The sequence below is a fragment of the Chelativorans sp. M5D2P16 genome, assembly GCF_034427935.1.
In the GTDB taxonomy this organism is placed as follows: Bacteria; Pseudomonadota; Alphaproteobacteria; order Rhizobiales; family Rhizobiaceae; genus Chelativorans.
Genome location: NZ_JAXQNM010000038.1, coordinates 359,081 through 384,413 on the forward strand (window position 1 = coordinate 359,081; position 25,333 = coordinate 384,413).

The 25,333-nt window shown below is 63.0% G+C and carries 24 protein-coding genes, 1 tRNA gene and 1 pseudogene; 11 read left to right on the top strand and 15 right to left on the bottom strand.

What is annotated here, in order from left to right; genetic code table 11:
• Positions 1-3 precede the first annotated feature (3 nt).
• Positions 4-186 carry a sensory rhodopsin transducer gene (locus SIN08_RS19510; protein WP_322453266.1) on the bottom strand — a complete coding sequence of 61 codons (183 nt, stop codon included), beginning with the start codon at positions 184-186 and terminating at the stop codon, positions 4-6.
• A gap of 135 nt (positions 187-321) precedes the next feature.
• On the opposite strand from SIN08_RS19510, the gene rplS reads away from it, so the two are divergent.
• The 3 genes from rplS to leuC all read left to right on the top strand — a co-directional run bounded on the left by rplS (position 322) and on the right by leuC (position 3,199).
• The gene (gene rplS, locus SIN08_RS19515) at positions 322-858 is read left to right on the top strand and encodes a 50S ribosomal protein L19 (protein WP_322453267.1); all 537 of its coding nucleotides are present in this window, start codon (positions 322-324) and stop codon (positions 856-858) included.
• 210 nt (positions 859-1,068) lie between these two features.
• Positions 1,069-1,560 (top strand): MgtC/SapB family protein, encoded by a 492-nt coding sequence (locus SIN08_RS19520; RefSeq protein ID WP_322453268.1) that lies wholly within the window; start codon positions 1,069-1,071, stop codon positions 1,558-1,560.
• Positions 1,561-1,789: 229 nt separating this feature from the next.
• The gene (gene leuC, locus SIN08_RS19525; protein ID WP_322453269.1) at positions 1,790-3,199 is read left to right on the top strand and encodes a 3-isopropylmalate dehydratase large subunit; all 1,410 of its coding nucleotides are present in this window, start codon (positions 1,790-1,792) and stop codon (positions 3,197-3,199) included.
• A 144-nt stretch (positions 3,200-3,343) separates the two neighbouring features.
• On the opposite strand, the gene SIN08_RS19530 is transcribed toward leuC, so the two are convergent.
• The 13 genes from SIN08_RS19530 to SIN08_RS19590 form a co-directional block, all read right to left on the bottom strand.
• Positions 3,344-3,862 carry an RNA pyrophosphohydrolase gene (locus SIN08_RS19530; RefSeq protein WP_322453270.1) on the bottom strand — a complete coding sequence of 173 codons (519 nt, stop codon included), beginning with the start codon at positions 3,860-3,862 and terminating at the stop codon, positions 3,344-3,346.
• A 78-nt stretch (positions 3,863-3,940) separates the two neighbouring features.
• Positions 3,941-5,074: a divergent polysaccharide deacetylase family protein gene (locus SIN08_RS19535; RefSeq protein WP_322453271.1), complete on the bottom strand. Its 1,134-nt coding sequence runs from the start codon at positions 5,072-5,074 to the stop codon at positions 3,941-3,943.
• Between the two features lie 75 nt (positions 5,075-5,149).
• Positions 5,150-6,475 carry a S41 family peptidase gene (locus SIN08_RS19540; RefSeq protein ID WP_322453272.1) on the bottom strand — a complete coding sequence of 442 codons (1,326 nt, stop codon included), beginning with the start codon at positions 6,473-6,475 and terminating at the stop codon, positions 5,150-5,152.
• On the bottom strand, positions 6,465-7,706 hold the full coding sequence (locus SIN08_RS19545; protein WP_322453273.1) for a murein hydrolase activator EnvC: 1,242 nt from the start codon (positions 7,704-7,706) through the stop codon (positions 6,465-6,467). Before SIN08_RS19545 ends, SIN08_RS19540 begins: the two co-directional genes overlap by 11 nt.
• Positions 7,707-7,884: 178 nt before the next feature.
• On the bottom strand, positions 7,885-8,364 hold the full coding sequence (rlmH, locus tag SIN08_RS19550) for a 23S rRNA (pseudouridine(1915)-N(3))-methyltransferase RlmH (RefSeq protein WP_322453313.1): 480 nt from the start codon (positions 8,362-8,364) through the stop codon (positions 7,885-7,887).
• Positions 8,365-8,509: 145 nt separating this feature from the next.
• Entirely contained in the window at positions 8,510-8,884 is a 375-nt protein-coding gene (gene rsfS / locus SIN08_RS19555) for a ribosome silencing factor (RefSeq protein WP_322453314.1), read from the bottom strand.
• Positions 8,885-9,051: 167 nt separating this feature from the next.
• Positions 9,052-9,705, bottom strand: a complete 654-nt coding sequence (locus SIN08_RS19560) for a nicotinate-nucleotide adenylyltransferase (protein WP_322453274.1) — start codon at positions 9,703-9,705, stop codon at positions 9,052-9,054.
• 4 nt (positions 9,706-9,709) lie between these two features.
• Positions 9,710-10,996 (bottom strand): glutamate-5-semialdehyde dehydrogenase, encoded by a 1,287-nt coding sequence (locus tag SIN08_RS19565; RefSeq protein ID WP_322453275.1) that lies wholly within the window; start codon positions 10,994-10,996, stop codon positions 9,710-9,712.
• Positions 10,980-12,146 carry a glutamate 5-kinase gene (gene proB, locus SIN08_RS19570; RefSeq protein WP_322453276.1) on the bottom strand — a complete coding sequence of 389 codons (1,167 nt, stop codon included), beginning with the start codon at positions 12,144-12,146 and terminating at the stop codon, positions 10,980-10,982. Before proB ends, SIN08_RS19565 begins: the two co-directional genes overlap by 17 nt.
• A gap of 175 nt (positions 12,147-12,321) precedes the next feature.
• Positions 12,322-13,359, bottom strand: a complete 1,038-nt coding sequence (gene obgE, locus SIN08_RS19575) for a GTPase ObgE (protein ID WP_322453277.1) — start codon at positions 13,357-13,359, stop codon at positions 12,322-12,324.
• A gap of 99 nt (positions 13,360-13,458) precedes the next feature.
• Positions 13,459-14,052, bottom strand: coding sequence for a GNAT family N-acetyltransferase (locus tag SIN08_RS19580; RefSeq protein ID WP_322453278.1), 594 nt, complete (start codon positions 14,050-14,052; stop codon positions 13,459-13,461).
• Positions 14,053-14,172: 120 nt separating this feature from the next.
• The gene (gene rpmA, locus SIN08_RS19585) at positions 14,173-14,442 is read right to left on the bottom strand and encodes a 50S ribosomal protein L27 (RefSeq protein WP_322453279.1); all 270 of its coding nucleotides are present in this window, start codon (positions 14,440-14,442) and stop codon (positions 14,173-14,175) included.
• A 99-nt stretch (positions 14,443-14,541) separates the two neighbouring features.
• Entirely contained in the window at positions 14,542-15,213 is a 672-nt protein-coding gene (locus SIN08_RS19590) for a 50S ribosomal protein L21 (RefSeq protein WP_322453280.1), read from the bottom strand.
• 262 nt (positions 15,214-15,475) lie between these two features.
• Here SIN08_RS19590 and SIN08_RS19595 point away from each other — a divergent pair.
• The 4 genes from SIN08_RS19595 (at position 15,476) to SIN08_RS19610 (ending at position 21,106) form a co-directional block, all read left to right on the top strand.
• Positions 15,476-15,565 (top strand) — tRNA-Ser (locus SIN08_RS19595).
• A gap of 461 nt (positions 15,566-16,026) precedes the next feature.
• Positions 16,027-16,605, top strand: a complete 579-nt coding sequence (locus SIN08_RS19600) for a TetR family transcriptional regulator (RefSeq protein ID WP_322453281.1) — start codon at positions 16,027-16,029, stop codon at positions 16,603-16,605.
• A gap of 131 nt (positions 16,606-16,736) precedes the next feature.
• Positions 16,737-17,918: an efflux RND transporter periplasmic adaptor subunit gene (locus tag SIN08_RS19605; RefSeq protein WP_322453282.1), complete on the top strand. Its 1,182-nt coding sequence runs from the start codon at positions 16,737-16,739 to the stop codon at positions 17,916-17,918.
• Positions 17,919-17,962: 44 nt separating this feature from the next.
• Positions 17,963-21,106, top strand: a complete 3,144-nt coding sequence (locus SIN08_RS19610; protein ID WP_322453315.1) for an efflux RND transporter permease subunit — start codon at positions 17,963-17,965, stop codon at positions 21,104-21,106.
• A gap of 37 nt (positions 21,107-21,143) precedes the next feature.
• Here the strand turns inward: SIN08_RS19610 and SIN08_RS19615 are convergent.
• Positions 21,144-21,457, bottom strand: a pseudogene (locus SIN08_RS19615) (transposase); the annotation flags it as partial.
• A gap of 209 nt (positions 21,458-21,666) precedes the next feature.
• Between SIN08_RS19615 and SIN08_RS19620 the strand changes: the two are divergent.
• From SIN08_RS19620 to SIN08_RS19635, 4 genes are all read left to right on the top strand, one after another.
• Complete coding sequence (locus tag SIN08_RS19620) at positions 21,667-21,936, top strand: hypothetical protein (RefSeq protein ID WP_322453283.1); 270 nt, start codon at positions 21,667-21,669, stop codon at positions 21,934-21,936.
• 614 nt (positions 21,937-22,550) lie between these two features.
• Positions 22,551-23,063: a DUF995 domain-containing protein gene (locus SIN08_RS19625; protein WP_322453284.1), complete on the top strand. Its 513-nt coding sequence runs from the start codon at positions 22,551-22,553 to the stop codon at positions 23,061-23,063.
• 298 nt (positions 23,064-23,361) lie between these two features.
• On the top strand, positions 23,362-24,420 hold the full coding sequence (locus tag SIN08_RS19630) for an acyltransferase (protein ID WP_322453285.1): 1,059 nt from the start codon (positions 23,362-23,364) through the stop codon (positions 24,418-24,420).
• Between the two features lie 313 nt (positions 24,421-24,733).
• Positions 24,734-25,279, top strand: a complete 546-nt coding sequence (locus SIN08_RS19635; RefSeq protein ID WP_322449881.1) for a helix-turn-helix domain-containing protein — start codon at positions 24,734-24,736, stop codon at positions 25,277-25,279.
• The last annotated feature ends 54 nt before the right edge of the window (positions 25,280-25,333 follow it).

Here is a 25,333-nt window from a genome sequence, read left to right on the forward strand (position 1 = left end):
CCGTCATCGTTCCGAATAAGCGATCGCGGACAGCAACGCGTTCTCCGCCTGGCGACTGTCAAGCCGCGTGTGCTGAACGGCGATCGGCTCGTCCGAGGTGATCACGCTCGCACTCCGCCTGGACATCCGCCGCGGTTGATTCCCCACTCCACATGGTGTATGTGCCCGGCACATTAAGGCTGCCATGGAGGTCCATGGCCGGATATTCAAGCAAAGAAACGTGCATCCGCTCCTGCGCTTCCTTGAAGCGCACTCTTCAGACGGTCGAAGGACTGTCGTCGGGACGAGCGCTCTGGCGTCACAGAACAAGAGGACAGGACGATGGACCTTATCCGTCAGCTCGAGGCCGAGCAGGCCGAAAAGATTACCGCGCAGCGCACCCTTCCCGATTTCTCGCCCGGCGACACGGTGCGCGTTCAGGTGCGTGTCACGGAAGGCACCCGCACCCGCGTTCAGGCCTATGAGGGCGTCTGCATCGCACGCTCGGGTTCCGGGCTCAACGAGAACTTCACCGTTCGCAAGATCTCCTACGGTGAGGGCGTGGAGCGCGTGTTCCCCGTATATTCGCCGCTGGTCGAGGGCGTCGAGGTCGTGCGCCGCGGCAAGGTGCGGCGCGCCAAGCTCTATTACCTGCGCGACCGCCGCGGCAAGTCCGCCCGCATCAGCGAGAACACCGGCGCCCGTGCCCGCAAGCTGAACGAGGCCGAGCGCCGGGCCGTCGCCGACGAGAAGGCGCGGATCGAGGCCGAGAAAGTCGCCGCCGCCGAGGCGCTTGCCGCCGAAAAGGCTGCGGAGGAGGCCGCCAACAATGAAGCGGCCAACCAGGAGGCCGCGCCGGCCGAGAACAAGGGCGAGTAGTCGCTCCTCGTTGTTTTGAAGTCTTCAAGGAGCGCCTTCGGGGCGCTCCTTTCGTTTTGCCGGCCGTCTTTACTACGAGGCGTGGCCGCCGATCGGGCAAGAGGAAGGGACCCCGCGGCGTCTCCATACGGCACCTGAAATCACGCTGTCCGGAGTCGCGGCAAACACGCCAAAGTGGAACCGCGCGCGCTTCGTCGCGTTCACCGCCGCATGGACGTTCTTCTCCAGGAATTCACGCCGCAGACGACACTGCCCTGGCAGGTGATCGCCGTGCGTCTTGTGTTGTCGATCCTCCTCGGCGGCATTCTGGGATTCGAGCGCGAGCTCGCGGAACGTCCCGCCGGGCTGCGCACGCACATGCTCGTCTGCCTCGCCTCAACCACCTTCGCCATCGTATCGGTGGAAATCGTCTCCTTGCCCGTCTTCGACGAAGAGCATGTACGGGCGGATCCCATCCGCCTCGTCGAAGCGATCACGGCGGGCGTGGCCTTCCTGGCAGCCGGCTTCATCATCTTCAAGCGCGGTCACGTGCGCGGCCTGACCACCGGGGCCGGCATGTGGCTCGCCGCGGCGATCGGCCTTGCCGCCGGCCTGGGCCTGTGGCTCGTCGCCGCCCTCTCCTGCCTTCTTGGAGCGCTGGTCCTTGCCGTCCTCCGGCAGGTTGAGGTCCGCCTTGCGCTCAAGGACGCGTCCGAGGAATAGGCCCATCGCGTTTCAATTGCCCAAGCTGCCAAACGCTGGTATGACACCGGCCATGGAAAGAGCCTTTGGACAGTCGGCTTGCAAGAATGTCGTTCTGCAGGATGTGAAGCGCCTGCCGGGCCGTTTCTTCGCGCGCATTTCCGGCGCGCTCCTGTGCCGACTTCCCTGAGCGGCGACTCCGCCCGGCTTCCGGGCAACTCCGTTTCTCCGCATTCAAGGTTTTCGCAAAATGACCAAACCCCGCACGCTCTATGACAAGGTTTTCGACGATCACGTGGTCGACCGGCAGGAGGACGGCACCTGCCTGCTCTATATCGACCGGCATCTGGTGCACGAGGTGACCAGCCCGCAGGCTTTCGAGGGCCTGCGTCTGGCTTCCCGCGCGGTGCGCCACCCCGATAAGACGCTGGCCGTCGTCGATCACAATGTGCCGACTTCGCCGGACCGCAAGTTCGGCATCAAGAACGAGGAAAGCCGCATCCAGGTCGAGGCGCTGGCCAGGAACGCCGCCGACTTCGGCATCGAGTACTATAACGAGGCCGACAGCCGTCAGGGCATCGTCCACATCGTCGGGCCGGAACAGGGCTTCACCCTGCCCGGCATGACCATCGTCTGCGGCGACAGCCACACTTCCACCCACGGCGCCTTCGGTGCGCTCGCCCACGGCATCGGCACCTCGGAGGTCGAGCACGTCCTGGCCACCCAGACGCTCATCCAGCGCAAGGCCAGGAACATGCTGATCCAGGTGGACGGCAAGCTGCCGGAAGGGGTGACCGCCAAGGACATCATCCTGTCCATCATCGGCGAGATCGGCACCGCCGGCGGCACCGGCCATGTGATGGAATATGCCGGCGAGGCGATCCGCGCGCTCTCCATGGAGGGCCGCATGACCATCTGCAACATGTCCATCGAGGGCGGCGCGCGCGCCGGCATGATCGCCCCGGACGAGACCACTTATCGCTATATCAAGGACCGCCCGCGCGCACCCAAGGGCGAAGCCTGGGAGATGGCGCGCGCCTATTGGGAGACGCTGCGCTCCGACGAAGGTGCGCATTTCGACCGGGTGGTGAAGCTCGACGCGGCCAACCTGCCGCCGATCGTCACCTGGGGGTCCTCGCCCGAGGACGTGGTATCGGTCACCGGCGCTGTACCGGACCCGGACGAGATCCCGGACGAGAACAAGCGCCAGTCGAAGAAGCGCGCGCTGGAATATATGGGCCTGACCCCGGGCACAAAGATCACCGACATCGCCCTCGATCGGGTGTTCATCGGCTCTTGCACGAACGGCCGCATCGAGGACCTGCGCGAAGTGGCGAAGATCGCCGAAGGTCGCAAGGTCAACGATCGCGTCAATGCGATGATCGTTCCGGGCTCCGGGCTGGTGAAGGCCCAGGCCGAAGCCGAGGGGCTGGACAAGATCTTCACCGCGGCCGGCTTCGAATGGCGCGAGCCCGGCTGCTCCATGTGCCTGGCCATGAACGACGACCGGCTGAAGCCGGGCGAACGTTGCGCCTCGACCTCGAACCGCAATTTCGAGGGCCGGCAGGGCTTCAAGGGCCGCACGCACCTGGTCTCCCCCGCCATGGCCGCTGCCGCCGCCATCGCCGGCCATTTCGTCGATATTCGCGAATGGCAGTAAGCTGAGGCGCCGCCGTGTCTCCCTTCCCCTGTGGGAGGGGAGGCTAGAACAGGGTGCGCTCACATTCGTTCGTTTGGCTGCTCTATCTGTTTGTTTCGCCGCATTTGTGCCACGCCAAGTGATTCCACTTGGCTGCAAAATGCTCTATGGCGCGAGGTGACGAAACGTCTTTATCACATCCTCATAGACCTGCCGCTTGAACGGCACGATCAGGCCCGGCAATTCGTCCATCGGTTTCCAGGCCCAGGCGTCGAACTCGGCCGCGTGGCCATCCGGAGGCGGATTGATGGCGATCTCGCTGTCGTCCCCGTCGAAACGGAAGGCGAACCACTTCTGCTTCTGCCCGCGATAGCGCCCCTTGAGTGCCACGCCGACCAGATGAGCGGGCAATTCGTAGGTGATCCAGCCTGGCGTCTCGGCAAGCAGCGAGATGCTGCGGATGCCCGTTTCCTCGTAGAGTTCGCGCCGCGCCGCCTGCAGCGGATCCTCACCCTCGTCGATGCCGCCCTGGGGCATCTGCCAGAGCATCGCGGCCCCGTCCATCTCGCCCTTGGCCTCGGCGATGCGCCGTCCGACCCACACCGCGCCTTCCGGGTTGAGCACCATCACGCCCACGCAGGGGCGATAGGGCAAGTCCTCCGCTTTCACTTTCGTCTTCTCCATTCCACCTCTCCAGAGCGATTCCAGGACGGACGCCCCAACAGCCTCTAGGACAAGATCGTCTCACCGGGACGAAGCGGTCTAATCTTCTTCCGGATCGTCCGCCAGGGCCGAGACCGGAACTAGTTCAATCCCCCTCTTGCGGACCTCAGCCGCCCAGGCCGCAACAGTATCCACCGTCACGTCGAGCGCCGAGCCGCTGCCGATCGCGAAACCGCCGGCCCGGGCGGTCCGCTCGAGTGCATCCAGCTTGTCCAGAATGGCGTCCCGCGTGCGTTCGCCGTCGATGACCGTGTCAGCAGCCGCAAAGGGCACGCCCTTCTCGCGCGCCATTTCCTCCGCCAGGCTGCGCGCCGACGTCCCGTCGTCGAGATAGGCAAGGCCCCGCTGCCGCAACTCCTCCATCAGCAGCGCCATCGCACCCTCATCCCCCGTAAAGCGCGCACCCATGTAATTGACCACCCCGGTATAGTTGGTGATTCGCCCCAGATTCCAGTGCAGCTCGCGCAGAACCTCTCCTGCCGGGGCCTCCGCACGGAGCATGTGCCGCCCAGACCCACCGGCGGAATCGTCGAAGGGCTCCAGCGGCACCTGCAGCATGATCTCATGCCCCTCGCGCCGGGCGGTCTGCATCCAGCGTGTCAGGCTGTTGCCCAAGGGAGCGAAGGCCAGCGTGATCTCCGGCGGCAGCTTCCGGATCGCCTCCTGCGTGCCCGTTTGCGAGATGCCCAACCCGCCGATGAGAATGGCGATGCGCGCGCCGCGCGCGCCTGACCACGGCCGGGCATAGTGGTCGAACGGCCGCCGGCCCGCGGCATCCCGCACGGGCAGCGGTCCGAATTCCGTTTCCTCGACCAGCTCGGGATCGGGCAGATGCGCGAGCAGCGTGCTCTGCCCGAGCGCCGACGGGTCGCGTACGATGACGACGCTTTCGCCCGGAGATCCTGCAGCGGGGTTGAGGCGGGTGATGGAAGGGGTCGCATCTCGTGGCGCGGACGAGCGCTCCGGTTGCGGCGCAGCATGCGGCTCGGACACCGCAACCGGTACAGGCTGCCGATATGGCCGCTCACGCAAGGCAATGGCGCCGGATGCGGCGAACACCGCGACGGCACAGAGGGTCAGAAGGATGTCCCGCCAGCCGGGGCGCCGGTCCCGCGGACCTTGAGGCGCATTCCGGCCCAGCGGCCGGTCGATATCGCTGCGAACCGGTTGCATGCCCCCGCGATCACCCCGAACGCTGCCGCACGGGCAGGCGGCGCACCCCTGTCGTGAAGGGGTGCGCCGGCCCCATTACTGGTTCATGACCGCCTTGTCCGGATTGGGCGGGAAGGCGGGATCGCTTTTGACCCCGCGCAGAAGATCCAGCGCGTAGCCGAGTTGGAGGTCTTCCTCCGGATCCTGCGGCACATAGGCAACGGAGCCGGAACCTTCCTCGCTTTCGGCCTCGCCGCGGATGTGTCCGCGCAGCTCGGACTCGCCGCTCGTCACGTCCATCCCGGCGAGATCCTCCGGCAGGGGCTGCTCGACCTCGATGTCGGGCACGATACCCGTGCCCTGGATCGAGGTCCCGGAAGGCGTGTAGTAGAGCGCCGTCGTCAGGCGCAGCGCCCCGTTCTCGCCGAGCGGAATGATCGTCTGCACCGAACCCTTGCCGAAGGACTTGGTGCCGACCACCGTAGCGCGGCGATGGTCCTGAAGCGCACCGGCGACGATCTCCGAGGCGCTGGCCGAACCGCCATTGATGAGAACGACCAGCGGCTTGCCGTCGATGAGGTCGCCCGGCTGGGATGCGAAGCGGGCGATGTCATCAGCCTCGCGGCCCCGCGTGGAGACGATCTCGCCCTGGTCCAGGAACGCGTCGGAGACGTTGACCGCCTGATCGAGCAGTCCGCCGGGGTTGAGCCGCAGATCGAGCACATAGCCCTTCAACTCGTCTTCCGGAATGTCACTCTGGATGGCGTTGATGGCCTCGCGCAGGTCGTCGGTCGTCTTCTCGGTGAAGGAGGTGACCTTCATATAGCCGATGTCGTCCTCGAGGCGATATTTGACCGCCTTCACCTTGATGATGTCGCGGATGATGGTGATCTTCAGCGGCTTCGTCTGGCCCTCGCGCAGGACGGAGAGCTCGATCGGCGTGTTTGCCGGGCCGCGCATCATGTCGACGGCATCGCTGAGCGATATACCGCGCACGTTCTCGCCATCGATCTTCTCGATCAGGTCGCCCGCCAGGATGCCGGCGCGTGCGGCCGGTGTGTCGTCGATCGGCGAGACCACTTTCACGAGTTCGTTCTCCATCGTCACCTCGATGCCGAGGCCGCCGAACTCGCCCTTGGTCTGCACCCGCATATCCTTCGCCGCATCGGCGTTGAGATAGGATGAATGCGGATCGAGGGAGGTGAGCATGCCGTTGATGGCGCTCTCCACCAGCTCCTTCTCGTCCGGCGGCGTCACATACTGCGCCCGAACCCGCTCGAAGATGTCGCCGAAGATGGCGAGCTGGCGATAAGTGTCCGAATCCGCCGCGTTGGCGGCCGTGCCATTCGTCCCGTAAACGAGGCTAACGGCGGATGCGCCCATGAGCGCGCCGGCGAACAGCAGCGACAATTTACGTACCATTTCCCGTCCTTCCAGATAACTCCCGAGCCCACCAAGGCTTCGGATTGATCGGTTTCCCGTCTTTCCTGAACTCAATATAAAGCTCCGGCATCGCTTCGCCTACCGTTGGGACGGCAATACTTGCCAACCGTGCCTCGCCCATCATGCCAATCGGTTCTCCCGCCAGCACGGATTGCCCGAGAGAGACGTTCAACCGATCCATTCCCGCCAGCACGACATGATACCCGTCGCCAGCGTTCAGTATCAATAGCTGGCCATATGACCGGAAAGGCCCCGCATAGAGCACCGTTCCATCCGCCGGCGCGGTAACGATTGCGCCCGATTGTGTTCTTAGAATGTCGCCTTGCAGCCGCCCTCCCGTGCCGTCGTCGTCACCGAAAAGGGCGCCGAAGCTTCCCGCCACCGGCAGTGGCACGAGGCCTCTCCGCTCCGCGAAGGGCAGGGTCTCGGACAAGCTGTCCTCACCCGTCCCCGCGCGGTGCTGCTCGATCGCCTCGTGCAGGGTGGCGATCTCCTTTTCGAGCGAAGCGATCAGCTCCTGCAGGCTTTGGGCGCGGCCGGCGAGCTCTTCGGCCCGGGCGCGCTCGTCCTCCATGCGCGCCACGGCCTCCGCCTGGACGCGCCGCTTCTCCCGCAGGAGCAGCGTAAGGCGCTCTTTCTCTTCCGCCTGCGCCATCTTCTTTGCCTCCAGGCGCTCCCGCTCGGTGCGGATGGAGGTCGTCACGCGGCCGAGATCGGTAAGATCCGCGACGAGCATTTCCGTCTCGGCACGGATTTCGGGCACCACCGCGCCCAGCAGAATTGCGCTGCGGATGGAGGCGAGCGCATCCTCGGGGCGCACCAGAATGGCCGGCGGCGGGTTCAATCCCATCCGCTGAAGCGCGCCCAGAACCTCGGCCAGCGTCCCGCGCCGGTTTCTGAGCGACTTGCGCAGGCTTTCTTCCTGGCTGCTCAGGTCCTCCAGCCGATTTTCGATATCGTCGATATCCTCCCCGAGCTTGCGCTCGGTCTTCACCGCCTGGATCAGCGCCGCCGTCAGCGCCGCGCTGTCGTCCTTGATCGCGGCAATCTCGGCTTCTAGCGCCGCCTGGCGCTTCTCCGACAGCACAAGCGCGCGCGACAGGCGCCGATACTCCTCGACGCTCTCGCTCTGCTTCTGTTCAAGCCCGTCCAGCCCTTGCGCGCCGGAGCGGCCGCCCGGCACGGCCAGGAAAAGGGCTGCCGCGAACATGGCAACCTTCCATCCGGCATGGCTGAATCCTGGGTTTGTCATCTGTCTTCGCCGCGGATCTCCTGAACCTCAGTGTAGCCGAAATTTCGTTAAGGAAGCATCAACCATGACATTTACGCTGTAGCACAACCCATGGTAGATGAATCACATCGAGATACAAGCGTCTTTGACGCAATTATCAGACGCGATGATACGGGTGACCGGCCAGAATGGTCGCAGCACGATAGAGCTGCTCCGCCAGCATCACCCGCACCAGCTGATGCGGCCAGGTCTGCGCCCCGAAGGACAGGCGCAGCGCCGCCCTGTCCCGTAGCGCCTCATCGTGACCGTCCGGCCCGCCGATGGCAAGTGTCAGCCGCCGCTCGCCCGCATCGCGAAAGGCCGCCAGCCGCTCGCTTATCTCAATTGAAGTAAGATTCCTGCCGCGCTCGTCCAGAAGGATCAACGTGCCGTCGCCAATGAATTCCGCAAGGCGGTCGGCTTCCTCGCGCTTGCGCGCGGTCGTTGCGCGGGCGCGGCTCTCCGGTATCTCCCTGACGCCCGCATATTCGAGCCCCACCGCCGGACCGGCTTTTGCCAAGCGCTCGAAGTAGCGCTCGGCAAGCTCCTTTTCGGCTCCGGCCTTCATACGGCCAACGGCATGGACGTCTATACGAATTACTCGACCTCGCCTTGGCGCTCCGCGCCGGAACACAAATCCGCCCCGATGTCCGGGAAACCCTTCCCGGAAGCAAAAGTCATCCCGATGCGCACCCCGCGGAGCGCTTGGTGCACCGCCAGTGCGCCATCTCCGGCGCGGGCTGCTAGTGCAGCGTCTCGTCCTCCAGATCCGGGGCCTGCCACATCTTTTCGATGTTGTAGAATTCCCGGACTTCCGGGCGAAACACGTGAACGATGATATCGCCCGAATCGATCAACACCCAGTCGGCCCCCGCAAGGCCTTCCACCCGCGCGGAGCCGAAGCCGGCGTCCTTGAGCGCGCGGATCAGGCGTTCCGCCACAGCCCCGACATGCCGGTGCGACCGGCCGGAGGCGACGATCATGTAGTCCGCCAGCGGAGACTTGCCCTGAATGTCGATGGAAACGATGTCTTCGGCCTTGGAGTCTTCCAGACTCGCCAGCGCGGTTTTTACGGCGCGAGACAGGCTGTCATCAGGTGCCCCGGCCGGCGAAGGCATAATGTCTGCCTTCTTCTGTAGTGCTGTTCTCAGTGTCTTTCCTTTCCAATAAGAACAACGAAACCGCACGGCACCCTGCCATGCGATACCCAATAGATAGGCAGACATGCTTGTCAGTTTCAAGACAAGACCTGTTGTGCATCGCAGCGCCCCACGCGCGGGCGCCGTCAGTTCCCGCGGCCGCTCTCCCGCAACAATCTTTCCGCGTCCCGCAGTGCGGTCGAGGAGAGCGAGGAGCGTGGGCCGTGAATGAACGTCCACACAGGCGGCGCCATGCGCGCCAGCCGCGGCGCGTCGCTCTCGTCGAGACGCGCGTGGTCGAAAGTCTTGGCCATGGTCGAGGAGAGAAAGGAAAGCGTGGCCCCCGGACGGTCGAAAACGGCGATCGGCACGCTGCGCACGATCTTGCGCCAGCGCTCCCAGCGGTGAAAGCTGCGCAAGCTGTCGGCGCCCATCAGCCAGACGAAATCGACGCCCCGGTTGCGTTCCTTGACGAGCTCGATCGTATCGGCGGTAAAGCGAACACGATGACCGGCCTCGAAGGCCGTCACCTTGATGCGTGGGTCCTTGGCGCAGGCTTCGGAGAGCGCAATGCGATTTGCCAGCGGCGCCAGCCCGCTATTGTCCTTCAGCGGATTGCCCGGGGTGACGATCCACCAGAGCTGGTCGAGCCGCAGGCGGCGCAGGGCCGTCTCGGCGACCAGCGCATGCCCGGCATGGGGCGGATTGAAGGACCCGCCGAACAGTCCGACGGCCATGCCCTTCTCCACGTGGGGCATGCGCAGATAGCGCTCCTGAATAGCCTCCCGCGGCGGATTCATGGGATCACGGCCGGGTCTGGCCTGAGCCGCGAACACGGTATTTGAAGGAGGTGAGCTGCTCCACCCCGACCGGGCCGCGCGCATGCATCTTGCCCGTGGCGATGCCGATCTCGGCCCCCATGCCGAACTCGCCGCCATCGGCAAACTGGGTGGAGGCGTTGTGCAGGAGGATCGCCGAATCGATCTCGTTGAAGAACCGTTCCACCGCTAGCGCATCGTCGGCGACGATGGCTTCGGTGTGATGGGAGGAATAGGTCTCGATGTGATCGATGGCCCCGGCCACACCGTCCACCAGCCGGACGGAAATGATGGCGTCCAGATACTCCGTGCGCCAGTCTTCTTCCGTCGCGGGCCCGGCCGCCGGGAAGCACGCCCGCACCTCTTCTTCGCCGCGGATCTCGCAGCCGGCCGCCGAGAGCGCGTCGAGCACCGGCCGGAGATGTGTATCGGCCGCCGCGCGGTCCACCAGCAGCGTTTCGGCCGCGCCGCAGATGCCGGTGCGGCGCATCTTGGCGTTCACCGCGATCGAGACCGCCATGTCGCGATCGGCGGATTTGTCGATATAGAGATGGCAGATGCCTTCCAGATGCGCGAACACCGGCACGCGCGCCTCGTTTTGCACCCGCTCGACCAGGCTGCGGCCGCCGCGCGGCACGATCACGTCAAGATTGCCGCTGAGCCCCTTCAGCATTTCCCCGACGGCAGCCCGGTCCGTCACCGGCACGCGCTGGATCGCGTCCACCGGCAAGCCGGCCTTTTCCAAGCCCTCGACCAGACAGGCGTGAATGGCCGCGGAAGAATTGGCCGAATCCGAGCCGCCGCGCAGGATCGCCGCATTGCCGGCCTTCAGGCACAGCGCACCGGCATCCGCCGTCACATTCGGCCGGCTCTCATAGATCACACCGATGACGCCAAGCGGCGTGCGCACGCGCTCGATCTGAAGCCCGTTCGGCCGCTCCCATGCGGCGATCATCTGGCCCACCGGATCGGCGAGCGCAGCGATCTCGCGCAGCCCCTGCGCCATGGCGGCGATGCGTTTCTCGTCGAGCTGCAGCCGATCGAGAACGGCCGCCGTCAGCCCCGCGGAACGGCCGCGTTCCATGTCGACGGCGTTCTCGGCGAGGATGTCCTTCGTACGCGCCTCCAGCGCCTCGGCCATAGCGAGGAGGGCTGCGTTCTTCCGATCCGGTGCGGCAATCGCTAGCGGCCGCGCGGCGGCACGGGCGCGCGCGCCGACATCCGCCATCAGCCGGGCGACGTCTTCGTCCGAATGATCATGCGTCTTGAGCATTCTGTCCCTCCACCTCGCGCTTGCCGGGATGACGTGCCGACAACACCAGATCGTCACGATGCACCATTGCCGCTCGCGCCTCGTATCCAAGCACGTCGGCGATGTCGCTCGTCTTCAGCCCGGCGATCTTTACGGCATCGGCCGCGTCATAGGCAACCAGCCCGCGCCCGGCCTCCTGCCCGTCGGGACCGATGATGGCGACCGTATCGCCACGCGAGAAGGCACCGGAAACGGCTTTCACGCCGGCCGGGAGCAGGCTCTTGCCGGAGCGCAACGCCTTCAGAGCCCCCTCGTCGACGCCGATCCGGCCCGCCGGCTCGAGCTGCCCGGCGATCCAGGTCTTGTAGGCGCGCACCGGCGTCGGGCTTGGCCGGAATAAAGTGGCACGGGCGCCGCGCTCGATGGCCGAGAGCGGGTTCATCTCCTTGCCGGAGGCGATGATCATGGCCGCGCCTGCCCCGGTGGCGATCCGCCCCGCATCGAGCTTTGTGCGCATGCCGCCACGCGAAAGCTCCGAGGACGCATCGCCCGCCATGGCCATGATCTCCGGCGTGATCGTGTCCACCACCGGGATGAAGTGCGCATTCGCATCGCGTTCCGGCGGTGCCGTATAGAGGCCGTCCACATCGGACAGAAGGATGAGCAGGTCGCAGCCGACCATCGTCGCCACGCGCGCGGCGAGGCGGTCATTGTCGCCATAGCGGATTTCGGTGGTGGCGACCGTGTCGTTCTCGTTGATGACGGGCACGGCACCCATCTTGAGCAGCGTGGAGATGGTGGCACGCACATTGAGATAGCGGCGCCGCTCCTCGGTATCGCCCAGCGTGACCAGCACCTGGCCCGAGGTGAGACCGTGGCGGCCGAGCTCGCCCGCCCAGGCGCCCGCCAGCGCGATCTGCCCCACCGAGGCCGCCGCCTGGCTCTCCTCCAGCCGCAAGGTGCGCCGGCCGAGGCCGAGAATGGTGCGCCCCAGCGCGATCGCGCCGGAGGAGACGACCAGCACTTCCGTGCCGGCCGCCGAGAGGCGCGCCACGTCATCGACGAGTGCGGCGAGCCATTCACGCCTCAAGCCGCTCGTCCGGTCGACCAGCAGCGCGGAGCCGATCTTCACCGTGATACGGCGGTAGGAGGAGAGGGCGATGCGGTTCATCGGGCGGCTTCCCTGCCGCCATATGCATGTCGCCCGTCCCGCGCGTCATCCAGGCGAAGAAACCCTTGCAACCGCGTGCCGGGATCCATTCCGCGCCTCTGCCACGTTCCGAAACGGGTTCCGGACAGCCGCCGCGTCGCAGGGGCTTCCGGGACGAGGGAGCTCATCACCAGGGTCATTTCCGCCACCGTTCGTCCACTGTCTCTTCCGCGGCATCCTCTTGGCGCGCCTCCTCCACCACGCGCATCAACGCCCGTAGCACATCCTGCACGCCCTCGCCCGTGACAGACGACAGGAGGAACGGTTCCTTGCCCGCGGCCTCTTGCAACGCCGCCAGCTTCGCCGAACGCGCCTCCTCGTCCAGCAGGTCGGCCTGGCTCAACGCCACGATCTCCGGCTTCTCCGTAAGCCCGCGGCCATAGGCTTGCAGTTCGCCGCGCACGGTCCTGTAGGCGGCGGCGGCATCCTCTTCCTGCGCCGAGACGAGGTGCAGGAGGACGCGCGTGCGCTCCACATGGCCGAGAAAACGGTCGCCGACACCCACCCCCATATGTGCGCCCTCGATGAGCCCCGGAATATCGGCCAGCACGAATTCGCGTGCGTCGACGCGCACGACCCCCAGATTGGGATGCAGCGTGGTGAAGGGGTAATCGGCGATCTTCGGCTTGGCCGCCGACACCGTTGCGAGAAAGGTCGACTTGCCGGCATTGGGCAGGCCGGCAAGCCCGGCATCGGCGATCAGCTTCAGCCGCAGCCAGATCCACCGCTCCTCCCCCGGCAGGCCGGGATTGGCCCGGCGCGGCGCCTGGTTGGTCGACGATTTGAAATGCTGGTTGCCGAAGCCGCCATTGCCGCCCGCCGCCAGGCGATAACGCTGGCCCACCGCCGTCAGGTCGCAGATCAGGGTCTCGTTGTCTTCCTCATAGACCTGTGTGCCAACCGGCACTTTCAGGACGACATCCGTGCCCTTGGCGCCGGTGCGGTTGCGGCCCATGCCGTGGCCGCCCGTCCGGGCCTTGAAATGCTGCTGGTAACGGTAGTCGATGAGCGTGTTAAGCCCTTCCACGGCCTCGATCCACACATCGCCGCCGCGGCCGCCGTCACCGCCGTCCGGGCCGCCGAACTCGATATACTTCTCGCGCCGGAACGAGACGGAGCCCGCACCGCCGTCTCCGGAGCGAATGAACACCTTGGCCTGGTCGAGAAATTTCATGGGCGCGCGGCAGCCTTTCCTTGTCAACGCTCCATCTAACGCATCGCGTCACACGGGCAAACCGGAAAGCGCGGACTTCACGCCCGCGCTTTCCGCCGCTTAACTCCCGGTGCCCCAACTCCTCAGGCTCACCCAGGTCTTGCGGTCAAGCTGGTAGCGTTCCACCGGCACCTTGCCGGCCACCACCGAATCCATCATGCCCTGGCCGACATACTGAAAGCCGCACTTGTGAATGACACGGCGCGAGGCGCTGTTGATCACCCGGCACGAGACATGCAGGCGGTCGATATCGGTGGCACGGAAGGCGAGATCGACCAGCGCGTGCGCCACCTCCGTGGCGTAGCCGAGTCCCCAATAGGGCTCGCCGATCCAGTAGCCGAGCTCCAGGCCGTATTGCCGCATGTCGATTCCCGCGCAGCCGACAAAGGCACCGCTGTCGGCAAGCGCCACGGCATAATGGCAGCCCGAGCGGAACTCCGACCGGCTGCCCCGCACGAAGACCTCGGCGTCCGCCTCGCTGTAGGGATAAGGCATGCGCGACAGCATCTCGGCGACGCGGCGGTTGTTCGCAAGCTCAACCAGCTCGGGAACATCGTCCTCGTGCGGCGGTCGCAGGACCAACCGCTCGGTGACGAGCACGGGGCACTCGATACCTATACTCTCACTCTCGACCTCTTCGGTTTCGGCAATCATGGCTCTTTCCTCCGGACAAAAATTAAGGGGAGATGGCGACCCATCTCCCCTGAAACCTTTTCCGGATTTTCCGGACACCGGCTCCCAAGATGGGTCGCCGGTGTTTTGGTGCGGAACCGGCTACTCCGCTGCGTCCATCATCGGGTTTACCGACACATAGGTTCGCCCGTTGGCTTTCTTGGCGAAGGACACGGCACCCGCCTCGAGGGCGAAAAGCGTATGATCCTTGCCCATGCCGACATTGGCGCCGGGATGCCACTTGGTCCCGCGCTGACGGATGATGATGTTGCCGGCGAGCACCTTCTCGCCGCCGAATTTCTTCACGCCAAGGCGCTTGGACTCGGACTCGCGACCATTGCGCGACGAACCGCCAGCCTTCTTGTGTGCCATGATTCTGCTCCTTTGCGTTCCTGGAACGCTTCGATTCCCTTTATGGGCACTCGCGCGCCCGAATGCAAATCCGTTTCCTGGGGCCAGAGCCCCGAATTATTACGCCAGCGCCTTCGCCTGCTCGCGCCAGTCCTTGATCTGGTCGGCGCTGAAGGGCATCGCCTCGTCGATGCGCGCCACGTCCTCGTCGGACAGGGCGGCGATCTGGGCGAAGGTGATGAGCCCCTGCTCCTTGAGCTGGCCGGCCGCCACAGGGCCGATGCCCTTGATCTTGGTAAGATCGTCGGCCTCGCCGCCCGGTGCGCTGAACAGCGGCGCGGCGGCCGCTTCCTTCGCTTCGGCCTTCTCGGGCTCGGCCTTCGGCTTTTCCGCAGCCGCCTTCTTCTCGGCCTTGGCGGGCTTTTCCTCAGCCTTCGCAGGGGCGGGCTTGGCGGCCGCCTTCTTGGAGGGCTTCGCCCCGTCGAGAAGGATCTCCGAGATGCGCACGGTGGTCAGAAGCTGGCGATGGCCGCGCTTACGGCGCGAATTCTGCCGGCGGCGCTTCTTGAAGGCAATGACCTTCTTGCCCCGGCCCTGCTCGACGACTTCCGCCGCCACGCTGGCGCCATCGACGAAGGGGGTGCCGATCTTCACGTCACCGCCCTCGCCCACTGCGAGCACATTGCCGAGCTGGACGATCTCGCCCGGTTCGCCGGGAATACGTTCGACCTTGAGCAGGTCGTCGGCGGCGACACGGTATTGCTTGCCGCCGGTTTTGAGGACTGCGAACATCTTTCTTGCCTTTCGGTGTCCGGTCCGGCTTGGGCCGCTGCGGCGGCCTGCCGTCTTTTTGTCAGTCGTTGAACAAGGGCCGCGAGGCCTCACGAAACAAGCGGCGCGGAGGATGCTCCACGCCGCAGATCGCCGGTCCTTAGCCGAAACCGCCCGACAGGTCAAGACGAGCCGGTCCATCGCCCAGATTTGGCCTTGTATCGGACCGGCTTCACCGCTATTTAAGCGCCGCTGCATCTGGGCGCCACCCGAGCGTCCGTGCGGAGAGGTGGCTGAGTGGTTGAAAGCACCGCACTCGAAATGCGGCATACGGGCAACCGTATCGGGGGTTCGAATCCCTCCCTCTCCGCCATTTGCCGCCGATTGCCGCACAATTTGATCGATTATTTATCAATAAAATAGCACGTTTCTCGGCAGTTGACCGAGGGGGAGTGGTTCTCGCGCCCCCAACTAGGCAGCATAGCCCTTCGCTACACCTGTCGATTACTCGCTACGGCCTCTCCGCTTCAATTGACGAACAGGCTCGGGCATGACCGAATTGAGGCCGAAGCACAAACCCGCTCCGCAGGAGGGTTCCTGGCGGTGATGGTGAGATGGAACTATGTGCGATGTGCCGCCTATCATCATAAGCACGCCGACCATCAATATCGAGGCCACCGTCGGACCAACCGGCGTCGTTGCTGCTGTTTCCCGTCGTGTTTCCACTATCGTTTGCCCTCTTCGCTGCTGATGAAGCCTCCACGCGCCATTACGCTTGACAGCGCGGTCGCGCCTCATTACTTGCACAATATGCAAATAATGCAGAATGAGAAAATGAGTAGCCTTCGTGAACGGCGTCGGGTCGAGACCACCCAGGAGATTCAAGAAGCGGCGCTTCGTCTGGCTGCTGAGCTCGGCGTCGACAACGTCACCGTCGAGGTGATCTGCAACGAAGTCGGCATCAGCCCGCGCACGTTCTTCAACTACTTCCCGGCCAGGGATGCGGCCTTTGCCATGTCTCCGCCGCCCTTCGGTTCGGCAGCGGAAGAGGCATTTGTCGAGGGGAAGGGTACTCTTCTCGATGACTTCATCGAGCTTTTTGCCTGTCAGTTGGAACGCCTGAACGCCAATCCGAGGATTCCAAGGCTTATGCGTGAGATTGCTATGAGCAGTCCGCGCATGTTCGCGATGCAGTTGAGCAAGCTTCATGAGCGGGAGAAAGAAGTCGCAGGCTTGGTCGCACGCAGGCTGGGCCTCATGGAGCCGGATATCATGTGCATCGTTCTGGCAGGCGCAATGCTTGGCGCCGTGCGGGCCGTGATCCTCACCTGGACAGAGAACCCGCAGGAAGACGTTCGCGATGTCCTCAGACGGGATCTCGCGCACTTAAAACTGTTGAATCGAAACGACTAATCCATCTGGCCCGCAGCTAACCAATCCGGGGCGGCGTTTCCACCCGATATCTCGGACATTGCAAATCGCCAGAGCTTTCAAAGGTATTCACGATGAGACTTCCCGTCCGTCTCGGCGCTGCTTGCGGACTTATGATGCTCACTCTGATGGGCTGCAGTGACAGCAACAATCAGGCAGGCGGTGCGGCGGCGGCGGGAGGAAGGCCCGTCCAGGTCGGCTACATCACGCTCAAGCAGCAAGACGTACCGCGTGTGAGCGAACTCCCCGGCCGTGTCTTGGCATCCGCTGTTGCTGAAATTCGCCCACGGGTGAACGGCATCATTCGCGAGCGCGTCTTCAAGGAGGCTTCGGAAATCAAGGAAGGCGACGTCCTCTACCGGCTCGATGCCGAGGAGTTCGAGGCCGCGCGTGCTGCGGCCGATGCCGCCGTTGCGCGTGCCGAAGCCGAAGTCGAAAGTGCCCGTTCCCGGTACGAGCGGCAGGAACGTCTGGCTCAGACGAATGCGGTCAGTGAGCAAAGCCTGGAGGATGCTCGCACTCAGATGCTCCAGGCCGAGGCCGACCTGGCGTCTGCCAGGGCAAACCTGCAGGCGGCTGAAATCGACCTGAACAACACGACGATTCGCGCACCGATTTCCGGCCTCATCGGCACTTCGCAAATGAGCGTTGGCTCGCTGGTGACAGCCAATCAGACAGATCCGCTTGCGATCATCCGCCAGATCGAACCGGTGCATGTCGATCTGGTGGACTCCAGCGCCAATCTGCTCCGCCTACGCAGCCAGTTTGCAAGCGGGCAACTTGGCCTGAGCGAAGAGCGTAACGTCAGCCTGATCCTCGAAAACGGACAGGAGTATGGGGAGACGGGTTCGGTCTCGCCCATGGAATTCGCAGTCAGCGAGAGCACGAGCACCATCACTGCACGCGCCGAGTTCCCTAACCCGGAGCGACTGCTGGTTCCAGGCATGTTTGTGCGCGCTCAGGTCGAGATCGGTGCATTCAGGAACGCTGTCCTTGTGCCGCAGCGAGCGACGCAGCGAAACTCCGAGGGAGAACCGATCGCTTATGTCGCCTCGGCGAAAGACAAGGCTGAGCAGAGGATCCTGACCGTGGCCGGTTCTTCCGGGAACAACTGGATCGTCACGGGGGGCGTTGCCGACGGCGAGAGGCTGATCGTCGATGGATTCCAGAAATTCTCCGAAGGCGCAGAGCTTGAGCCTGTGGAAGTGGCGATCGACGAGAACGGCGTGGTGCGTCAGGACGCCTCTTCGCAAGATGCAGCGACGCAGCCAGCTCAGACGGAGACCGAGCAATGAACGCGGGCAAAGTGGAACGTCAGGCCGTGGCGGGCGGAAACGCGATCGCCAACTTCTTCATCGACCGTCCTATCTTTGCGATCGTGCTGGCTATCGCCACCATGCTTGCCGGCGTGATCAGCATCTATTCGCTGCCGATCTCCCAATATCCCGACGTCGCTCCCGTCACGGTGCGCATCAACGCAACCTATCCAGGCGCTACAGCGGAAGCCGTCCAGAACTCGGTCACAAGCAAGATCGAAGGTGAGCTGACGGGCTTGGAAGGCCTTCTCTATGTGGAGTCGACCTCAAGTACGGGGTCGGGCACGATAACGCTAACATTCGACACCGGCATCGACCCGGAACTGGCTCAGGTGGAGGTGCAGAACAGGGTCGCGCGTGTCGAATCGCAGCTTCCCGAAAGCGTCCAGCGAAATGGCATCAGGGTGATGCGGTCGGCGTCGGGCTTCCTGATGATCGGCAACATCTACTCCAGGGACGGCCGCTATTCGACCAGCGAGTTGAACGACATCATGACCACGCAGATCGAAGAGCGCATCCAGCGCATCGAAGGCGTGGGCTCCATCCAGTCCTTCGGTTCCGGCTATGCCATGCGGATATGGCTCGATCCGATGGCGCTTGCGCAGTACCAGCTGACACCTTCGGATGTGGTGAGCGCGATTAGCGCGCAGAACGTGCAGGTTTCTGCAGGCTCGATCGGCTCCACACCCTCTATTCAGGGTCAGCAGCTACGGGCCAACATCGTCGCCCAGAGCCAGCTGCGGACAGTTGAGGAGTTCGAGCAGATCATCCTGAAGAGCGCCCCTGACGGATCGCTGGTTCAGCTCTCCGACGTTGCTCGGATAGTACTCGGCCAGCAATCCTACGATATGCGCTCGGAGTATAACGGGTCGCCTTCAGCGGGCTTCGGCGTGCAGCTTGCCAGCGGCGCAAATGCGATTGCGACGGCGGAGGCCGTCAAGGCCGAATTCGAAAGCCTGGCCGCAGGCCTGCCCGAGGGCGTGGAGATCGCTTATTCCTACGAGACAACGCCCTTCGTGGAGCGCTCCATCGAGAAGGTGGTGCACACGCTGGTCGAGGCGATCCTTCTCGTTTTCGTCGTGTTGCTTCTCTTCCTGCAGAATTTCCGTGCCACGTTCATCCCCATGGTCGCGGTGCCGGTAGTGCTGCTCGGCACGTTCGGCGTCCTCGCCGTCTTCGGCTATTCGATCAACATGCTCACCATGTTCGCGATGGTGCTCGCCATCGGACTGTTGGTCGACGATGCCATCGTAGTGGTGGAGAATGTCGAACGCATCATGACCGAGGAGGGTCTGTCGGCGCGCGAGGCCACCCGCAAATCTATGGGCGAGATCACAGGCGCGCTCATCGGCATTGCTATGGTGTTGACGGCAGTCTTCATTCCGATGGCCCTTTTCGCCGGGTCGACCGGCGTGATCTACCGGCAGTTCTCCATCACCATCGCCACGGCCATGCTGCTTTCGGTGCTGGTGGCCATCATTCTCACGCCCGCGCTCTGCGCCTCTATGCTGAAACCGTCGCATGAGGGCCGGGCCGCCCGGTGGTTCGGCTGGTTCAACCGCGGCTTCAACGCGACCACTTGGGGCTACGTGTGGTCCGTCGGACATCTTGCCATCCGGCCCATCCGCGTTCTCGTTATATTCGCGGCGGTCCTGGCCGGGATTTATCTGATCTACCGCGATCTTCCATCATCGTTCCTGCCGCAGGAGGATCAGGGCGTGCTCATGGCGGTGATCACCCTTCCCGAGGGTGCAAGCACAGCGCGCACGCAGGCCGTCGTTGATGAAGTCGAGAGCTATCTGCTCGAAGAGGAAAAGGAGTCGGTCGAGAGCGCATTCATGATCCTCGGCTACGGATCCGGGTCCAGCGGCCCGAACACGGCCATGGGTTTCATCCGCCTGAAGGACTTCGACGAGCGGACAGCACCCGAGCAATCTGCGCAGGCTGTCAGCATGCGTGCGATGCAGAAGTTCGCCGCGATCCGTGATGCGCAGGCCTATGTCGTGTCTCCTCCCGCCATTCAGGGTCTCGGAGAATCGGGCGGCTTCACGATGTACCTGGAGGATCTCGGAAACAATGGCCGTGATGCTCTACAGGAAGCTGCCAATCAGCTCGCCGATCTCGCCGCACAAAACCCAACTGTGACCAGTGTGCGTGGCAATAGCCGTGGTGTTGAAGCGCAGCTCGAGATCGAGGTTGACCAGCACAAGGCGGGCGCTCTGGGCGTCGATCTTTCCGCCGCCAATGCCCTCATCAGCACGGTCTTTGCCGGAAGCTACGTCAATGACTTCGTGCATGAGGGCGAGATCAAGCGCGTCTACGTGCAGGCGGACGCACCCTTCCGCATGCAGCCGGACGACATCAACCGCTGGTATGCCAAGAACGATCAGGGTGAGATGGTGCCGTTCTCGGCATTCACCAACATCAGTTGGACCGAGGGCCTTCCCTCGCTCTCGCGCTTCAACGGAACGCCGGCGCTCATGATCCAGGGCTCGGCTGCCGAAGGCGTCAGCTCAGGTGAGGCGATGGTCGCGATGGAAGACATGGTGGCCCAGCTGGAGGGCGGCTACGGTGCTTCGTGGTCAGGCATTTCCTACCAGGAGCGCGTCGCCGGAAACCAGGAGATGATGCTTTACGGCATTTCCGTGCTCGTCGTCTTCCTGTGTCTCGCGGCGCTCTATGAAAGCTGGTCCATCCCGTTCTCGGTACTGCTCGCTGTGCCCGTCGGCGTGTTGGGTGCGCTGCTTGCCGCATGGCTGTTCGGGCAGCCGAACGACGTCTATTTCAAGGTGGGCCTGCTGACCACCGTCGGCCTCTCGGCAAAGAACGCGATCCTGATCGTCGAGTTCGCCCGCGATCTCTACGAGCGCGGAGTAGGCTTGATCCAAGCGGTCACCGAGGCCGCGCGCATGCGCCTTCGCCCGATCGTCATGACGTCTCTTGCCTTCGCTCTGGGCGTGACGCCGCTGGCGATCGCGAGCGGAGCCGGGTCAGCAGCACAGAATGCCATCGGCATCGGCGTTCTGGGCGGCATGATCTCTGCGACCATCCTAGGCGTCTTCTTCGTGCCTGTTTTCTTCGTCATCGTGGTGCGGCTGTTTCGTCGTGGCTCGGTTGCCGATGAGGAGCCAACACGTGCAGAGCCAAAAGAAGTGCCAACGGCTTGAAACACATATCTGTCAACTGTGGTGGATGCTTCTATCCCCTCTCTTCAATGGCCCAGTCCACGGCCTGTCTCCTCGAACCGGGCGTCAGAAGTTTTTTACCAGCATCTCGCGCAGCATCGACACATCCATCATCGATTCCGCCAGAAGCTTCGTCAGGCGCGCATTCTCCTCCTCCAGCGCCTTCAGCCGCTTGGCTTCCGACACCTCCATGCCGCCGTACTTCTTGCGCCAGGTGTAAAAGGTTGCGTCGCTGATCCCGTATTTGCGGCACAGCTCCGTCACCGAAAGCCCGGCCTGGTGCTCCTTCAAAATGCCGATGATCTGCTCGTTGGAAAAGCGCGATCGCTTCATCATCAGTCTCCTCTTTCCAAGGGCAGACTAACCGCAAAGCGAGGACATTTCAGGGGAGCACGTCAGACCGCTTGTGGCTCGGGGAAGGACACAATCTATCGGCGATTTCCTTCGAAGGTCGCCTTGTTCGAAGGAGTCGTGGAACATGCGCGTTCTCGCGCGATGGAGAGAACGAGTTCGGCCATGCCGAAGGAGATACGCTGACTCAGTTGAAGGATCTGCTGCGTTCGTTTCTGGCAATCATGGAGCAAGATCTCATCGCCTTGAAACGCATAGCTTTCAGCGAGGCGGTGGTGTTCGGAAAAAGCGGCCCGATCCCATCACGCCCCGATCCTCTTATGGACAAGCTTGTAAGGGCCGTAGAGATCGCCCAAGCTGGTAGGTTCCTGCGCGCCGGAGATAAATCGTCAGTGGCTGCTCATCTCATTCACAGCCTTGTCTCCATGCCTACCACACATGCGATGCTGGGCGGTACCTAATATGGCACCCCCCGAAGCTCTCGATGCTCACTTTGCTGCTGTCTCGGCCCTGGCTGATGGAAGGTGTCATCAGCCGCTGAACTCGTACGATCTCATGAACCGCTGACAATGGATTGAATGCACCAAAGCGGTGAATTTCTGTTGGATATCCGCTATCCGCCACCAAAATCCGCTCGGAAAGTCCGAGAGGGATCAACTCGTGTGATAGCCCGAAAAAGCCCGAACAGGCGGAACGAGTCGTAAGTGTAAATTGGGCCAATGTGCAAATCTCCGCAATGCCGCCCTTCGGCATGCTGGCTGCGGATTTCCGCCTTGCGCCCTTGCGACCACCCAGTACCGGCGCAGGTACTTGTCGAAGCCGACGATTGGACCGCCAGATCGCCGATATCCGCGCACACGTCTCATTATGAAAAATGGACATATTGAAAAGTTCCCGGATTAGCAGGCAACGACTCAAGCCGCCTATCTTGCTACTGACTGCATCGACTTGAAACGGCTTATGCTAAGTTTCGCGCCCTTAAATGAACGCAAGGTCCATTTTGGCGGAACCGGCAGGGACCATTACCGGGTGCGTAGCCGAGCACCCTGGATGAAACATCGAACTGGAGGAAGACATGGGCAGGTTGGGGCTAATTGCGGCCGGAATGGCGATCTCAGGATTGTTTATGACTTCGGCATGGGCGGATGCGGAGAGCGATTATCTTCGCGAGACTGCACTCAAGGCCAAGGCAGGAGTGCCAATGTCGTCCGAACAGCTTGATACGCTTTATGCGGGGCGTTCCTGGAACTGGGGAAACGGTGCGGGCTATTTCTCCAAGGATGGACGGCGCTTTTCTGGCTGGTCCCAGAAGGGCGCCTACTGGAGCTATGCCAAAGGCCGTTGGTACACAACGGACAGTGGAAAAGTTTGTATGCGTGCACTGTGGTTTACGAAGATGAACGCTGCGCCGGATACGACCTGCTTTTTGCATCGGGAGAAGGACGGCGTCATCTACCAAAAACCTTCTCTCGGCGGTAAATGGTATGTATTCAAAAACAACCCATCCCGCGCCGACGATGAAGCAAGAAAACTACGGCGTGGTGATCTCGTCCAGAACCATCTGCAGCGGCTGGAAGCGCTACGCTGATTGCCATAAGCCCTGATTGCTCGCAGGCATTTCCATCTCTCAAGCATGGCCGGATAGCCCTCTGGCGAACGTCAGCAGCGCGGCTCTCTCCGGAGGTGGGTGCCAACACGGACGGATGTGCCGCAAGCAGCAGGAATTCACGCGATGAGACCGGGGTGAAAAGCTGGTCCGTCGCGTTGAACTGATAGGGTCGGGGCCAAAATGCACACGGGACGGGCAAATGGGAATGATGATAAAGCCCCGGTTACAGGGATTTGGCCGAACCGCAACACGGTGATTGCAAGCTCAAGGTGACGCTATGTCCTCTGTTCGGTATCCCAATTTTGACACGCTCAGGATTGTTGCGGCCTCGTCGGTCGTGTTCTCGCATGCATTCTTGATCGCGACCGGATCGGAAGAAACCGAACCGCTACACGGAACCGGCCTGATTGCCGGCGTATATGGCGTGTTCGTATTCTTCATACTCAGCGGCTTTCTGGTAACCGAAAGTGCCAAGCGCTCGGCAGGATTGGCCGACTATTTCCGGAAGCGGTTCCTGAGGATCGCTCCGGCACTGGTTGTCAGTACGCTGCTCATAACCTACGTGATCTGCCCACCTTTTGCGCTTGATGGCGCGACGGCATTTGTCCTCGATCCAAAAGTCATGAGCGTGGCAATGCAGGCGATCTTTCTGCATAGCGATGGCCTGTATTTCTCCAACATCGGGTTTTATCCGCCACCAGATGGAGCGGACTATCTGCCCGGCATTGCAAATGGGGTTTTGTGGACGATCCGGTTGGAGGTGATCGGTTACGCGTTGATTGCCCTGTTGATGGCAATGTCCCTGTTCAAAGGAAGTCGACAAATCATAGCGACATTGATCGCATTCGGCCTGATCGGGTTCTCAGTTGCCTATGGCAAGGTGGTTTCAATTGAATGGGTGGCGGCGCTGCTCTTTGTCCTGCCGTCGTTCTGCTGCGGTATTATTATGAATTGGCTGGTGCAGTTCCATAAACCGCGGGGATGGCTCGCCGCACTGTTTGCGCTAGGGTTCATCCCGGCCGTTCATTTTCAGATCCTGCCGGAGACTTTCTGCTATATTGCCGCTTATCCGCTCATCTGGATTGGCGCAGCTGACTTCAAGGCTTTTGGTTGGTTCAATACCCGCAGTGATATTTCCTACGGTGTTTATCTCTACGGCTGGCCAGTCACTCAAGTTATCCGGGCGATGGTCGGAGATGGGCTGTCGGGATATGAAATGGCAGCCCTGGCGCTGCCTGTGACCGCGCTGATTGCCTATCTATCATGGCATTTGGTAGAAAAGCCTGCTCTCCGGCTCAAAACGGCAACACCGAAACCAGCTTATAGGGCCGCGTGAGCTTCGACCTTCTTGGTGTGTGTGGGGGATCGGCAGACAACTGACCTGTCGGCACCCATCGGCGCGCACCCCGGATCGGCGCCCAGTTTTCCTGAGCGGACATTGTTGGCGTCGCCATGGGTAGGCAATGTTGAGGGCTCGCCCCCCAGAATGACGGTTGCGGCTCCTATGATCTAACCCGCCGCTCTTGGTTTGACCCGGGACCAGGAAGCCGAATGCCGCAGCGATGATCGGCTCGGCCATTACCGTGAGAGCAGCCGTGCGCCTCTTCGATCGTGCTTGACATGTAAAACGATCGTTTTACATGTGTGCCATGACCGATCACGCTGCCATCATCGCATCCGCCGAGGCCTTGCTCGACAGGGAGGGCTTCTCCGCCACCGGCATGGACCGGCTCACCAGGGCCGCCGGCGTCTCCAGCCGCACGCTCTACAAACATGTCGGCGGCCGTGCCGCGCTGATCGTCGGTACACTCGACGCTCGGAGCGAGCGCTTCCTTGCCGCCATGCCGTGCGATGGGGTGGACGGCCTGTTCCGCGCCCTCGGCGAATGGGTCGAGGCCCAGGGCGCCCATGGATGCTTCTTCCTCCGGGCGCTGGGCGAGGCCGGCGCGGGAGATCCGGCGATCGGCGATCGGGTCGCCGCCCACAAGGAGGCCATGGCGGCTCTGATCGCCAACTGCGTCGCCGCCGATCTCGGTGAAGCAGATATAGTGCTCGCCGACCAGATCCTCATGCTTTTCGAGGGCGCGACCCACGCCGCCGTCTATCGCGGAACGAACGCCGTGGAGGCTGCCCGCCAGGCGGCCACAACCCTCGTAGAAGCGGCACGACATTCGGCGGAACGGACCGATGGATAGGCGCGCTTTTGGGCTGACAGCGAGCGGCTTCGGCCTGATTGCCGTGTGCTACGG